This is a genomic window from Fodinibius sp. (assembly GCF_041642155.1).
Lineage (GTDB): Bacteria > Bacteroidota > Rhodothermia > Balneolales > Balneolaceae > Fodinibius.
Genome location: NZ_JBEPWZ010000060.1, coordinates 1 through 13,997, shown reverse-complemented (window position 1 = coordinate 13,997; position 13,997 = coordinate 1). Strand labels below are relative to the sequence as shown.

Here is a 13,997-nt window from a genome sequence, read left to right as displayed (position 1 = left end):
ATAATCTCGACACCGGTGGGAGGTAACGGCTGGTACAAAGTCTGCAAGCATCAATCTTAACTTAATCGCACTCTCTCATGCTCCTGGCTCTCGAAACCGCTACTGACGTCTGTTCCGTCGCTTTTTGCAACAGAGACGGCGACCTGTTTGAAAAAAGGGTTGAAAAACGGGGCGCGCACTCCGAGCAGCTGTTTCTGTTTATCGGGGAGCTGATGGAGGAGCATGATTTCCGGATTACGGAGTTGTCGGCGCTGCTGGTCAGCGAGGGACCGGGTTCCTATACGGGATTGCGCATTAGTGCCAGCGCGGTGAAGGGACTGCTTTTCCAGACGGAGGTGCCGCTGTACGGGGTTAATACGCTGGCGTCTTTTGCGGCGGGGGCGGTTGAGGATGCCTCTCCTGCAGGCGCGATCCACGCTGTTATCGATGCCCGGCGCGTGCACGTGTATCACCAGCAGTTTCGGTTTTCCGGAGCCGCCCTGACAGCTGCAAGCGAGGTCGAGGTGCTCCCGATTGACGCTTTTGAGTCGATGGTTGCAAGCGGCGATGTTATTATCGGCACCGGCCTGAATCGCATTGGTGAGGATATTAGAGCAAAAAGCAGGACCCTGGGATCCGATGCCATAACGGCCAAGTCGCTGGTTAAACTGTACCGGCAGGGATATGAGGAGTTCTTTCACCGGGCTTCTCCCGCTTCATTCGAGCCCAAATATTACACGTCGAACCAGGTGAACGGCCCGTAAGGGGGTCCGGCCGGGCTGAAGATCACCACAGATGAAGATCACCACACATACAGATGTACCTGCAGTAAAGGCCGAGCCAGGGGCGAGACGGGAGGGTCGGGCTGAGGCTGAGGCAGGGGATTTAGCACTTCCAAACTGCCCGTTGACAGCGAACAGTCCCACCGTGATCAGGGGGGCAGGGGGAAAACAAGGGGTGAAACATTTTGCGTACTTTGTAGTTTGTAAGGACATGTCTTGGGACAACAGGTAAAGAAATAAAAGATTTTAGCTTCACGGGAGAATCATTATTTTGGAGATTCATTTGAACAAAGAGCATTATCATGGATTGGTTTAAGCGAAAGGATAAAAATATTCAAACTGACCAGCGTAAAGAGATGCCGGAAGGCGTGTGGATAAAAGTCCCCAAGACGGGCGAGACCGTACACCGTCGGGAGGTTGAGGACAACCTGTGGGTGGATCCGCTGAGCGGGTACCACTTTCGCATTGGCAGTGAAGAGTACTTTTCTTTCCTGTTTGACGACGGGGTGTTTGAAGAGATCGGACAGGAGATCGTGCCGACCGATCCGCTGAATTTCGAAGACCGTAAAAAGTACAGCGACCGCCTGGAGGAATACCAGGAGAAAACGGGTCATTCGGATGCGGTGCGGGTGGGCGTTGGAACAATGAATGAACTGGAGGTCGTTATTGGCTGTATGGACTTCGACTTTATCGGCGGCAGCATGGGATCGGTGGTCGGAGAGCGGCTGGCGAGGGCTATCGACCACGCCCGGGAACATAAGGTCCCGCTTGTTATCATTTCCCAGTCGGGCGGCGCGCGCATGATGGAAAGCGTGCTCAGCCTGATGCAGATGGCCAAGACCTCGGCCAAGCTGGCACAGCTGGAAGAAGAGGGGGTTCCCTATATATCGGTGTTGACCAATCCCACCACCGGGGGGGTTACGGCCAGCTTTGCAATGCTGGGCGATTTTAATATTGCCGAGCCGGAGGCGCTGATCGGCTTTGCGGGTCCCCGCGTGATCCGGCAAACGATCGGGCGCGACCTGCCGGAAGATTTCCAGCGGTCGGAATACCTGCTGGAACATGGGTTTTTGGATTTTATAACCCCTCGGAACCAGATGAAGGGGGAGCTAACAAAGCTGCTTAAGATACTGCTGCATAAATTTGAGGAATGATCAGCCCCTGAGTCACAAATTTTTTCGGCAATTCTTACAAAGGTTTTGCGTTTTTGTATATACCCTGAGGAAGCCATGGGGGATAACGATGTAACGACTTCGGATCTATGAACAGACTATTCTTACTTCTTTTTGTCTTGGGATGGATTGTTCAGCCTGTCCGGGCTCAGGAAAAAGAGCTTGCCTTCGAGCATGTCTTCGATGATACCTTTCGGCCGGAGGGCATCCAAAATGTAAACTGGATGAGAGACAGCCAGTACTATACCACCCTCCAGCGGGTTAACGGGGATATCGAAATACGGAAGTACGACATTTTAACCGGCGATTATGAAGTGCTGCTGTCTACGTCCGACCTGAAGGTGCCGGACCGGGACAAGCCGATTATCATTCAGGATTATCAATTTTCGGCCGATGAAAGCAAGCTGCTGGTGAAGACCGATATCGAAGCCATATGGAGGCGCAGCACCCGCGAAAACTATTTTATCTATAATTTCGAAACGGGTAAAACGCAAAAGCTGACCCGGTCCGATCAGAAACAGCAGTATGCACAACTGTCTCCTTCGGGCGAAAAAGCGGCTTTTGTACAGGATAACAACCTCTATTGGGTGGACCTGGAGACGGGCGAGGAAACGGATATTACGACCGACGGGGCCCTGAATACAATCATCAATGGAACGACCGACTGGGTATATGAAGAGGAGTTCGGCTTTGCCAGGGCCTGGTACTGGTCGCCGGACGGCAGTAAAATTGCTTTTTACCGGTTTGACGAGTCCGACGTAAAGGAATTCTTTATGACGGAATGGAAGGATCTGTATCCCGGCCTTACGCGCTTCAAGTATCCCAAAGCCGGCGAAGAGAATTCGACGGTTAAAATCGGGGTCTATGATCTTGAAAAGGATCAGACGAAGTGGATGGATATCGGCTCCGAAAATGACCAGTATATCCCGCGGGTTAACTGGACACAGGATCCGGACGTCCTGGCAATCCGGAGGATGAACCGGCTGCAGAATAAGCAGGATTTGATGCTGGCGGATGTGAGGACGGGGCAGACCGAGATCATTAAAACGGAGAGGAGTGACGCGTGGATCGATGTGAATGACGATCTGAAATTCCTCGAAAACGGGCGGGAGTTTGTCTATACCAGCGAGGAGTCGGGATACAATCATATCTATTTGTATGATATGGAGGGGGAACAGATTCGACAGGTGACGCAGGGCACCTGGGAGGTCACCAACTATCTCGGATTCAATGAGAATACGGGCCGGTTTTACTATGTGAGTACCGAGGAATCGCCGCTTCAGCGGCACCTGTACAGCATTAAGCGGGATGGCACCGGCAAGAAAAAGCTGACGGAAGGGTCCGGCTGGAACGAGATTAACATGAGTCCCGATTACAAGTATTATATCGAAACCTTTTCCACGCCAACGCTGCCGCCGCAGTATACCCTTCACGAAATAAATGGAAAGCGGCTGCGAACGCTCGAAGACAATGCCGAACTCCAACAGAATCTCAGCGAATTTCAGCTGCCGGAGAAGGAGTTTATTGAGATTCCGCTGAAGCAGGCGACTCTCAATGGCTACCTGTTGAAGCCGCATGATTTTGATCCCGATAAGAAATACCCGGTATTGTTTTATGTGTACGGGGGACCCGGCAGCCAAAGTGTGCAGAAGAATTATACCTCAAGCCATCGCTCCATTTGGCACCGGTACCTGACAGCTCAGGGATATATCGTGGCAAGCATTGACAACCGGGGTACCGGGGGACGCGGGCGCGCTTTTGAAAAGCAGATATACAAGCAACTGGGCCAGTACGAGGTGGAAGATCAGATCGATGCCGCTGAATATTTAATTCGTGAATTCGATTTTATTGATGAAGACCGGCTTGGAATCTGGGGCTGGAGTTACGGGGGACTCATGTCAAGCCTGGTGCTTGCCCGGGGCAGTGATCTGTTTGGTACCGCTATTGCCGTCGCACCCGTGACCAGCTGGCGCTTCTACGACACGATTTATACCGAGCGTTTTATGCAGACCCCGCAGATGAATCCCGAAGGGTATCGCAGGGGATCAGCGATGACTTATGCCCATCAAATGGAGGGTAACTATTTGCTGGTTCACGGTATGGGCGACGACAACGTCCACTTCCAAAATACGGTCGAAATGGTAAACCGGCTGGTGGAAGCGGGTGTCCCGTTTGAGACCATGTACTATCCCAACCGCAATCACGGTATTTACGGCGGCAACACGCGCGAGCATCTTTTTAACATGCTAAATGAGTTTATTTTAGAAAAGCTATAATCATGGGTCGAGTTCAGTTTGCGGATTACGCCAAAGTTTATGTAACAGGGGGAAGCGGGGGAGCCGGCGCGGTGCACTTCCGGCGGGAGAAGTATGTGCCTAAAGGCGGTCCCGACGGCGGCGACGGGGGAGCGGGGGGCGATGTCATCCTCCGCGGCAACCGGCAGCTGAACACGCTCCTGGATCTTCGTTACCGGAAGTATGTGAATGCCGGAAACGGCCAGCGCGGGGAATCGAGCAAGCGCAAGGGAAAGGACGGGGAGGATGAGGTCCTGGAGACCCCCCTGGGCTGTGTGATCTACGATGCGGAAACCAAAGAACGGCTGGGTGAGATTACCGAAGACGAACAGGAAATAGTTGTGGCGGAAGGAGGAAAAGGGGGACTGGGAAACTGGCACTTCCGGAGTTCCACCAATCAGACGCCGCACCATGCCCAGGACGGCAAGGAAGGAGAAAAACGGGCCATCGAAATTGAGCTGAAGCTTATTGCCGATGTGGGACTTGTGGGATTCCCCAATGCGGGCAAGAGCACACTGCTTTCTGCCATATCGGGAGCTGAACCCAAAATCGATTCCTACCCGTTTACGACGCTGCAGCCCAACCTGGGTGTGGTTTCCATGCCCGATTACCGGACTTTTGTGATGGCCGATATACCCGGCATCATTGAAGAGGCCCACGAGGGACGCGGGCTGGGTATCCAGTTCCTTCGGCATATCGAACGCAATAATGTGCTTCTGTTCATGGTAAGCTCGCAGCAGGATATCGCCTACGAGTATGAGGCCCTGCTGGATGAACTCCGGGCGTATCGCTCCGACTTGCTCGATAAACCGCGCGTTCTGGCCATCACGAAAATGGACCTGCAGGAGAATTATGAGCTCGATCCCGAAAAAAAGATCGATTTGGATATTCCCATAGTTGAAATTTCCGCTGCAACCAATTACCATATAGATGAACTGAAAGAAATCATATGGGAGCAGATACAAACCGTTGAATCATCAAGAGAAGACACCGAAAAAAACACTGGTTAGAGAACTTATAGCCCTTCACCTGATATCCAACCTGGGGGCCCGGCGCATCCGGATGCTCATGCAGTCGGCAGGCCACCCGCAGGATATCTTTCGGATGGACCGGCGCGAGCTGCAGTCTGTTCGAGGCATCGGTCCCAAAACTGCCGAGCAGATTGTTTCATTTGATGACTGGTCCGAAGTCGATCGCATCCTGCAGAAGACCGAGCGGATCGGGGCCGTGCTTATGACGCTGTGGGACGGCGATTATCCCCCGCTGCTTCGCGAGATCTATGACCCGCCCTTGTTGCTGTGGATCAGGGGAAACCGCCGGGCCCTGCAAACCGACAGCGTGGCGATTGTGGGAACGCGCAAGGCGGGCCGGTACGGCCGGGATGCCGCCCGGCATTTTGCCCGCGAGTTGTCGAAGCTGGGACTCACCATCACCAGCGGACTGGCCTACGGTATTGACGGCGCGGCCCACCGGGCAACGGTAGTAGCGGGGGGCTGCACGGTCGGGGTCCTGGGTTCCGGGATCGATAATATTTATCCCGCTGCGCATAAAAAGCTGGCCGCCGATATTATGGATACGGGCGGCGCTATTATTTCGGAATTTCCGCTGGGCACTGATCCCGATGCGGGTAATTTTCCGGTGCGCAACCGGATCGTCAGCGGCATGAGCCTGGGGACCCTGGTCGTAGCTTCAGGTATCGCCGGGGGCAGCATGATTACCGCAAAGCTGGCGCTGGACCAGAACAGGGAGGTGTTTGTGGTGCCGCACCCGATTGGCACGCCCAATGCGATCGGATGCAACAACCTGATACAGCGGGGCATGGGCAAGTTAGTGCAGAATGTGGAGGATATCCTGGAGGAAATTGAAGTGCATATCTCCAAAAGGGACGATGACGATAAAGATGGTGAGCAAGCGGGGGATGGCCTCGCCGGCTCGCCCCGGTGGAAGTCGCTTGAATTGGATGAATTATCTACGGATATTTGTAAAACGCTGCAGGATAATCCGCTTCATGTTGATGAGTTAGCCGAGCGGGTGGGCGTTGAACCGCATAAGCTGTTCCCGACATTATTGGAGCTGGAACTGCAGGAGTGTATCCGTCAGACGTCGGGCAAAAATTTTGAACTTAGATTTTGATGGGGACGGTTGATCGGCCGTTGTCGTTGCGATTGGCTTTTTATGGGGTATGGAATCCGGCCGTTTCGATTCGTTGCAAGAAATAGTATCTTGATAAATCTATAAGATTATGGAAATGCTATGAGATTACGGTGGCAGCCCGCCTGCGGCACCTGCAACCCTCGGCATCGACTGTTATGACTTTTGGAGATTTCGGGGCGAGTAATACGGATCAGCTGTTGTCACCCGTTGATTTATTGAAGAAGTTTAAACCAGGAACAAGGAGTGCTGAAATATGCTTAAAACCGGCCAACAGATGAACCAGAAGCAGACGCAGCAGCAGCGTCTGTCGCCACAGCAGATTCAGTATATTAAATTGCTGCAACTTCCTACCATTGCGCTGGAACAGCGTATTAAGGAGGAGCTGGAAGTGAATCCCGTCCTCGAAGAGGGCGAGCCCGCGGATGAGCTTGATGAATTTGAATCGCAGGAATGGGAGGAGGAAAAGCCCGAGCGGGAAGATGAGCTGGAGCCGGTCGACCAAAATGAAGAGGTGGACTGGGAAGAGTTCATGAACAATACCGAGTACGACGGGGATAATTACAGCGGCGGTTCGGGTTATGCAGGCAATGAAGAATGGCGCGATCTGCCCGATCCGTATCACGAGTCGTTCCTGGAAGAGCTGGAACAGCAGGTGGGACTCCTCGACCTGACCGAAAAGGAAAAGCTGATAGCCGATCAGATTTTGGGTTCCCTCGACCAGGATGGCTATTTCCGCCGCGATATTGAAGCCGTCGTCGATAACATTGCGTTCAACGAGGGCGTTCTGACCGACCGTGACGAGGTAGAGGAGGTTCGCAAAAAGATTCAGCAGCTCGATCCCCCGGGCATCGCTTCGCGCGACCTACGCGACTGCCTGTTAACACAGCTGGAGATGATGGATTACGATGCAGAGGGGAGGGCGACGGCGATAGAAATGCTGCGGGACCACTGGGAGCTTTTTGAGAAAAAGCATTTCAGCAAGCTTAAGAAAAAGCTTGATATCGATAACGAGGAGCTGAAAGCTGCTTTCAATTGTATAACGGGACTGGACCCCAAGCCGGGAGGGGACGGCAGTGCGGTGGATGACACCCAGAATTATATCGAGCCTGACTTTGAGGTCTACTATCAGCCTTCCGAAAACCAGGAAAATGGAGAGGAAGAGGCCGGTGATTTTGTGATTTCGCTGAATAACAGCAATGTGCCGCCGCTGCATATTTCTCCCCGGTATAAAAAAATGTGGGATGACCTGAAGAAGAAAAAGACCAAAAATAAACAGACCAAAGAGACGAAATCGTTTATCAAGAGTAAAATAGAATCGGCCCAGTGGTTTATTGATTCGATTCGCCAGCGCCAGAACACCCTGATGAATACGATGAAAACGATTGTAGCGCTGCAGGAAGATTTTTTTAAACACGGCGAAGGGTTGAAGCCGATGATTCTGAAAGATATCGCCGAGCGGGTGAATCTGGATATCTCAACGATTTCGCGGGTGGTCAACGGGAAATATGTACAGACCCATTTCGGCGTGTTTGAGCTGAAATATTTCTTCAGCGAGGGACTTGAAACGGAGAGCGGGGAGGAAGTGTCCAGCCGGGAAGTTAAAAATGCGGTCCAGGAAATTGTTGATAACGAAAATAAGAAAAAACCGCTGAGTGACCAGGCCATAGCTGACCTGTTAAAGGATCAGGGATATAAAGTGGCCCGGCGAACGGTCAGCAAATACCGGGAGAAGCTGAATATACCGGTGGCTCGTCTCAGAAAGCAGATTATTTGAGGCTCAGGCTCAGCTCAACGGCCTGCCACAGGGGATCGTTGAATGCGGTCAGCCAGATGGTCAGTCCGGCAAGTATGAGCAGATACAGTCCGGTGGTCGAGCTTATATACCGCAGCCGCTTGCCGCTCAATGATTGTACGGCGTCCACGGAGGTTGCAATAAAACTTCCCAGGCATACCACCAGCATCAGCCCTGTTAAAAGGGCTGTTATCATCGCAGCATTTCCACTCCCGCCCGAAACGTGTATCCCGATTGCAACAGTGCCGAATACGATATTGATCTGCAGCGGCCATGCAAAAAGTGTCATGATCTGGGTGATCGACCGCAGTGACTTGTGGGGGAAGTAGAGCCAAAAGATGCTGGTCACGGAAAAGATAAGGGTTATTCCAAAGGAGGAAATAAAAATATCATATACCCCTCCGGTGAAAAGAAACAAGTCGGGGAAATGATAACGCAGGCTTTGCAGGCCGGTTTCAGACCAGAAATTAATAAACGTGGTAAACAGTGCGGCCGAGATTAACAGGGCATTTTGAATAATAATGATGAGTGAAGGGAAGGGTGAGCGAATGTGCTGCCTGAAAATATCATTGAGAAAAAATGTATGTCCGGTGAAATAACGGAAGAGGGACTTTCTATAGAGGGGACTCATATTGTAATGAAAGGCCAGCATGGCCCAGACCAGCAGCAGCGATATGATCGGGAGCGGGGAGGGGCCCGGCGGCGGCAGGGATTCATCGGGGACTGGAAAAACGGGCTCGGGTTCTGAAGCAAGGGAAGGCAGGATGGTTTCTAACTCGGGATATTTATCCGTCATCGATAGCAGCCAGCTGCTTTCCATAAAAAAGGGTTTTTGAGGTTGGGAAGCCGTCGCTTGAATAACCTGTTTGAACGGCAGGAACCGTTCCCGGAGTTTCGTGGTGGGACTGTACCGGTATCCCTCGATATTTGAGGAGTTGGGAATGGACGGGGATGGGAGGTCCTGCGGGGTCAGGCGGATATCATACCTGAAAAATTCGGCTGGGGCATCCGGGCTTTGCGTTATTCTGTTGTCGGTATGGGTTGTGCGGATCGACTGGAGGGCGCTAAAATGATGGAAGAACGAAGCAGCGGCCCTGTTGAAGGAGGGCTGGTGAATAGCTCCGTAGGTGAACAGGTTGAGTGCTTTTACCGAAGGCTGCGCAGCAAATGCCCTTATTTTTGTTCGGACCCGCCTATGGAAAGCAGAGTCGGAGCGCGCAAAGGTATGGGTCGTTGGAAACAGGATACGCAAGTCCCCATACACGGCCAGGTTGCGCTGGCTGATTTCGTTCCACAGGCGATCGGAAGGGAGTTGTTGTAATTCCAGGACGGTAATACCCAGGTCCTGGAATTGCTGAAGCTGCTGAAGAGCTTGGGAGTCGTCGTCCGGAAGTTCCCATACCACCCCAAGCACGCGCTGCGCCTGAGCTGTGCCAAAAGCCATAAAAAGCAGAAAGGTACTCAGAAGCACAAACCGGAGCGGATTCCTCACTATTGGTCAGTTATATTACTTTGGGTCGATCGTTTTTTCTATAGGCAGTACGGTCGTCTCTTTAAAACTGCTCAGCACCACGTTTGACCGGCTTTTGCTGACGCCGTTCCACGATTGGATGCGGGAGAGAAGCTTCTCGAAAGAGTCGGTATTTTCGGTGCGGATCTTGAGAATATGAGATCCGTCGCCCGTAATGGAGTGACACTCCAGCACTTCCGGTTCATTCGTAGTACGTTCGATGAATTTGGGGTAGTTATCCGAGCCGTCCACTTCTACAAAAACGAAGGCCGTGATGTCGAAGTTAAAAAGTTTGCCATCCAGGATAGCGCGATAGCCTGTAATAAGCTTCTTTTCTTCTAACTTGCGCATGCGCTCCGATACCGATGGTACGGACAGGTGCACGATTTCGGCAAGCTGGTTCCGCTGGGCACGTCCTTCCTTTTGCAGGTGGTTCAAAATCTTGAGGTCAATCTCGTCCAATCCTTTAGCCATAATTAATCTCCATTTCCTAAATTTTCTATGATTTATTGAAAATAAGCTAAAATAATTAGGATTTCAAGAAGTATAAGTCCATAAATACTTCTTTAATTCGGTTGGTTTTATTCGCCCGAAGGAATTAAAAATAGGTTCAAAAGGTTGGTAAAACTCTTTTATCTTTAGCGAAATGATTATTTAAAGAAAAGGTAACAAAAAAGATGTTAGACGTCACCTATATTCGTACTCATACCGAGCGTGTAAAAGAAGGAATGCGCAATAAGGGAGAGGACCATCCTGAAATTGTGGATCAACTGGTGGAAGTCGATGAAAAGTGGCGTTCGCTGGTCAAGCAGACCGACGATCTGCGAAACGAGAGCAATACGAAGGCTCAAAAAATAGGCCGGCTGATGGGAGAGGGCAAGCAAGAGGAAGCCCGGGAGATCATCGAACATACCAGCGCCTTGAAGGAGGAGATCAAGGAGAAGGAAGAGCAACTTGATTTTTTAAAACAGCAGCGAAGGGAACTGCTGTTGCGGATCCCCAATGTTCCCCACGATTCGGTGCCGGTGGGATTTTCCGAAGAGGATAACAAGGTGTTTAAAACATGGGGGACGCCCGCTCAGGCAGCGGAATGGCAGCGTCCCCACTGGGAACTTGTGAAAGAACAGGGATGGATTGACTTTGAGCGGGGGGCAAAAGTGACGGGTGCAGGGTTCCCTTTTTATATCGGTCCCGCGGCAAAGCTGCAGCGGGCGCTTGTCAACTATTTCCTGAACAGGGCCGGGGAGCGGGGATATACCGAAATGCAGGCTCCCTATTTTGTAAATGAAGACTCTGCCCGGGGCACGGGACAAATACCCGACAAGGAAGATATGATGTATGAAGTTCCGCGGGATGAGCTGTTTGCCATTCCAACGGCGGAGGTTCCGGTTACGAATTTCCATCGAGGCGAAATTATCGACCGGGATCAGCTGCCGCTTTATTATGTGGCTTATACCCCCTGCTGGCGCCGCGAGGCCGGTTCTTACGGCAAGGATGTACGGGGACTTAACCGCCTGCACCAGTTTGACAAGGTAGAGCTGGTAAAGATGGTGCATCCTGATACGGCCTATGATGAGCTTGAGAGCTTGCGCACCTACGCGGAGTCGCTGCTGGAGGAGCTGAATATTCCCTATCGTACGCTGCTGATGTGCACCGGCGACATGGGCTTTACTCAGTCCAAGAAATATGACCTCGAGGTTTGGAGTCCGGCACAAAAACGCTGGCTGGAAGTCAGTTCGTGTTCAAATTTCGGGAGCTTCCAGGCGCGCCGGATGATGCTTCGCTTTAGAAATGACGAGGGGGACACCGAAACATTACATACGCTTAACGGTTCAGGATTGGCTCTGCCGCGGGTTGTGGCCGCCATACTGGAGATATACCAGCAGGAGGACGGAAGTGTGGCAGTCCCCGGCGTGCTGCAGCCTTTTATGGGCTCGGAAGTGATTGAAGCCGGATGAATTTTTTTATATTCCGTAAGTTGGTCGCTCTTTTAGAGATAAACGATAGCCTTTTCGGCCGTCGCCGGTAGGCCCGGGGCGATGGGGCGCTTGCGGGCCCTCACCTCCCGGGTTTATGGGGACCGTCCTTGAACCTTCCCCTGTCGTGGGATTGGACTGGAGCAATTGGGACGCGTGCGGGTCACAGGCCGGCTGATCTTATATAGGGGGCGGGAACTGGACCTCGTCTTTTCCCACAGGGATCGGATATCCCGGAGCAAGGGGGGTAGCCGGACGACCTGCTTTAAAAAAGGGACGGGAACAGGTTGCGCGATAATAAGGGGCATGTGATGATGCCAGAACACGCTACACAGGAATGAGTTGATATAGGTTAGATATAGACGATCATTATGGAAAATGACATTTGGGGAACGGTTTCCCTGCAGGACAGGGATGTTCACTTTATCGATATCGGGGATCTCCGCCTATGGTTAAAGTACAAGGACAGCGAGATCAGGATAGCGTATTGCTACAGGGATGAGGCGAGGGGAGAAGTAGATGAGCAAGAGCCGCCGAAAGAAGTGCGGTGGGTACGATGGGCTCATAAAAATGGCCACGACCGTGTGCGTATACTCCCTGCCTTTGCCGATCTGCCGCTTATCGTCCAATCGGAATACTCCCTGAAAGTAAGTCCCCACACCACCATACAGGTCTTTAGCCGTATTCCGATCTGGATTACGATAGCGCTGGCGCACGACGACTACCTGCTGCTTGAACTGCCTGCAATAAAAATGTCGAAAACCTGGTTTGGGACGCCTATCGAGGGGGAACTCTGTTATCATACGATGACCAAGGCGCGCCGCGACCTTTCAAAGCTAAAGCCCGAACCATACCTGGTGAGCTGTCCCATCACCATATCGAATAAATCGCCGGGAGCTCTTGATTTTGAAAGTTTTTGCTTTCGGGTGGAACGGCTGGGGATTTACAAACATGACGGTACGTTATGGGCCGATGAAACCCAGATTACCTATCACGGGGAAGAACATCACAGTGATGTGATCATGACGGGAAAGCTGCCGGAAGGCATTGACAAGCAGATGCAGCTGACGAAACCCCGCAAGCAGATCCATGCAAGCCTGACCACCCGCACATTCAAGCGCCTCTTCGAGGACGCAGACATTTTAGGAAGTTAAGCTCAGAACCGTTATGGAGATATTTAATATTTATAATTACGTATCAGAAGAAGTCGTTTTTCAGTTTATCAGAGTTGTTCTGATAATTGCTGTCACGCTCCCGATTGTTTTTATATTGCGTAACTGGGCCCGCTCTTTTTTTACGAAGAAATATTCCACCCACTACGGAATGCTGGCCGGCAAGGTGGTTTTCTATTCCGGTATGATCATATTAATAATTACGATTTTGGGGCAGATGGGCATTAGCCTGGCTCCCCTGCTGGCCGGCGCCGGTATTGTGGGAGTCGCCCTTGGCTTTGCCTCTCAGACCAGCGTGTCTAATATCATAAGCGGGCTCTTCCTGATTGCCGAACAGCCGTTCAAGGTGGATGACATTATCAATGTCAACGGCACGATCGGTATTGTCATGTCTATTGACGTGCTTTCGGTTAAACTTCGGACCTTTGACAATATGTTTGTGCGCATCCCCAACGAAATGATTATCAAAACGGAGGTGATTAACCTGACGCGCTTTCCTATTCGCAGGTTTAATGCCAAAGTTTCGGTCGCGTACCGCGAGGATATCGGGAAAGTTCGCGAAATCCTGATGGAGGTCGCTCAAAAAAACAAGTATTCTCTCAGTGAACCGGAGCCGCAAATTATTTTCGAGGCTTTCGGTACGTCCTCCATCGACCTGGATTTTCGAATATGGGCCCAGGTTAATGAATGGATCCATCTAAAAAATACCATCCAGGAGGAAATAAAAAAGAGATTTGATGAGGAGGATATTGAGATCCCTTTCCCGCATGTTTCTCTATACGCCGGCTCTGAATCGAAGCCGCTGCCTATTGAGATGGTGGCGAAGGCAGAAAATCTCCGGAACGAGGCGGACGAGGCCGATAACTAAGAAGCTACGGCATACATTTTTTGATCTTTAAACTGGAAGAGCAGGTCCAGGATAGGCTGCATCTCTTTTTCCTCCATAATAGCGGCCCGAAGCTGCCGGCTGTTGCGTACCCCTTTCAGGTACTGCGCATAATGTTTCTTCATAATGATCACCCCGTAATGCTCCCCGTGATGCTGAACCGAACGTCGCAACTGTTCACAGCACAAGTCAATGCGGTCTTCCACGGTCGGTTCCGGCAGCAGTTCGCCGGTCTCGATATAATGGTGGGACCGTTCAAATATCCAGGGATTCCCGATGG

The 13,997-nt window shown here is 51.7% G+C and carries 12 protein-coding genes; 9 read left to right on the top strand and 3 right to left on the bottom strand.

The window, feature by feature from the left end; genetic code table 11:
- The first annotated feature begins 77 nt into the window (after positions 1 to 77).
- The 6 genes from tsaB to rpoN all read left to right on the top strand — a co-directional run bounded on the left by tsaB (position 78) and on the right by rpoN (position 8,155).
- Positions 78 to 743, top strand: a complete 666-nt coding sequence (tsaB, locus tag ACESLU_RS05810) for a tRNA (adenosine(37)-N6)-threonylcarbamoyltransferase complex dimerization subunit type 1 TsaB (RefSeq protein WP_372636436.1) — start codon at positions 78 to 80, stop codon at positions 741 to 743.
- 320 nt (positions 744 to 1,063) lie between these two features.
- Positions 1,064 to 1,915 carry an acetyl-CoA carboxylase, carboxyltransferase subunit beta gene (gene accD, locus ACESLU_RS05805; protein ID WP_372636433.1) on the top strand — a complete coding sequence of 284 codons (852 nt, stop codon included), beginning with the start codon at positions 1,064 to 1,066 and terminating at the stop codon, positions 1,913 to 1,915.
- 107 nt (positions 1,916 to 2,022) lie between these two features.
- The gene (locus ACESLU_RS05800; protein ID WP_372636430.1) at positions 2,023 to 4,209 is read left to right on the top strand and encodes a S9 family peptidase; all 2,187 of its coding nucleotides are present in this window, start codon (positions 2,023 to 2,025) and stop codon (positions 4,207 to 4,209) included.
- Positions 4,210 to 4,211: 2 nt separating this feature from the next.
- Positions 4,212 to 5,237 carry a GTPase ObgE gene (gene obgE, locus ACESLU_RS05795; protein WP_372636427.1) on the top strand — a complete coding sequence of 342 codons (1,026 nt, stop codon included), beginning with the start codon at positions 4,212 to 4,214 and terminating at the stop codon, positions 5,235 to 5,237.
- A complete protein-coding gene (gene dprA / locus ACESLU_RS05790; protein WP_372636424.1) occupies positions 5,197 to 6,360 on the top strand; it encodes a DNA-processing protein DprA in 1,164 nt (387 codons plus the stop codon). Before obgE ends, dprA begins: the two co-directional genes overlap by 41 nt.
- Positions 6,361 to 6,634: 274 nt before the next feature.
- Positions 6,635 to 8,155, top strand: coding sequence for an RNA polymerase factor sigma-54 (gene rpoN, locus ACESLU_RS05785; RefSeq protein ID WP_372636421.1), 1,521 nt, complete (start codon positions 6,635 to 6,637; stop codon positions 8,153 to 8,155).
- Here the strand turns inward: rpoN and ACESLU_RS05780 are convergent.
- Entirely contained in the window at positions 8,148 to 9,665 is a 1,518-nt protein-coding gene (locus ACESLU_RS05780; RefSeq protein WP_372636418.1) for a hypothetical protein, read from the bottom strand. The genes rpoN and ACESLU_RS05780 overlap by 8 nt on opposite strands.
- A gap of 15 nt (positions 9,666 to 9,680) precedes the next feature.
- Positions 9,681 to 10,157 carry an Lrp/AsnC family transcriptional regulator gene (locus tag ACESLU_RS05775; protein ID WP_372636415.1) on the bottom strand — a complete coding sequence of 159 codons (477 nt, stop codon included), beginning with the start codon at positions 10,155 to 10,157 and terminating at the stop codon, positions 9,681 to 9,683.
- A 203-nt stretch (positions 10,158 to 10,360) separates the two neighbouring features.
- Here ACESLU_RS05775 and serS point away from each other — a divergent pair, with 203 nt between their 5' ends.
- The 3 genes from serS (at position 10,361) to ACESLU_RS05760 (ending at position 13,699) form a co-directional block, all read left to right on the top strand.
- Positions 10,361 to 11,641, top strand: a complete 1,281-nt coding sequence (serS, locus tag ACESLU_RS05770; protein WP_372636412.1) for a serine--tRNA ligase — start codon at positions 10,361 to 10,363, stop codon at positions 11,639 to 11,641.
- Positions 11,642 to 12,030: 389 nt separating this feature from the next.
- Positions 12,031 to 12,813: a hypothetical protein gene (locus tag ACESLU_RS05765; protein ID WP_372636410.1), complete on the top strand. Its 783-nt coding sequence runs from the start codon at positions 12,031 to 12,033 to the stop codon at positions 12,811 to 12,813.
- A gap of 13 nt (positions 12,814 to 12,826) precedes the next feature.
- Positions 12,827 to 13,699 (top strand): mechanosensitive ion channel family protein, encoded by an 873-nt coding sequence (locus tag ACESLU_RS05760; protein WP_372636407.1) that lies wholly within the window; start codon positions 12,827 to 12,829, stop codon positions 13,697 to 13,699.
- On the opposite strand, the gene ACESLU_RS05755 is transcribed toward ACESLU_RS05760, so the two are convergent.
- Positions 13,696 to 13,997: tRNA-dihydrouridine synthase (locus ACESLU_RS05755; RefSeq protein WP_372636404.1), on the bottom strand; the 302-nt coding region annotated here is incomplete at its 5' end. The genes ACESLU_RS05760 and ACESLU_RS05755 overlap by 4 nt on opposite strands.

What these genes read in the sequence shown, in the direction of transcription:
- obgE (WP_372636427.1), top strand. Translation starts at nt 4,212, where the DNA reads ATGGGTCGAGTTCAGTTTGCGGATTACGCCAAAGTTTATGTAACAGGG.
- tsaB (WP_372636436.1), top strand. Translation starts at nt 78, where the DNA reads ATGCTCCTGGCTCTCGAAACCGCTACTGACGTCTGTTCCGTCGCTTTT.
- ACESLU_RS05760 (WP_372636407.1), top strand. Translation starts at nt 12,827, where the DNA reads ATGGAGATATTTAATATTTATAATTACGTATCAGAAGAAGTCGTTTTT.
- rpoN (WP_372636421.1), top strand. Translation starts at nt 6,635, where the DNA reads ATGCTTAAAACCGGCCAACAGATGAACCAGAAGCAGACGCAGCAGCAG.
- accD (WP_372636433.1), top strand. Translation starts at nt 1,064, where the DNA reads ATGGATTGGTTTAAGCGAAAGGATAAAAATATTCAAACTGACCAGCGT.
- ACESLU_RS05800 (WP_372636430.1), top strand. Translation starts at nt 2,023, where the DNA reads ATGAACAGACTATTCTTACTTCTTTTTGTCTTGGGATGGATTGTTCAG.
- serS (WP_372636412.1), top strand. Translation starts at nt 10,361, where the DNA reads ATGTTAGACGTCACCTATATTCGTACTCATACCGAGCGTGTAAAAGAA.
- ACESLU_RS05775 (WP_372636415.1), bottom strand. Translation starts at nt 10,157, where the DNA reads ATGGCTAAAGGATTGGACGAGATTGACCTCAAGATTTTGAACCACCTG.
- ACESLU_RS05765 (WP_372636410.1), top strand. Translation starts at nt 12,031, where the DNA reads ATGGAAAATGACATTTGGGGAACGGTTTCCCTGCAGGACAGGGATGTT.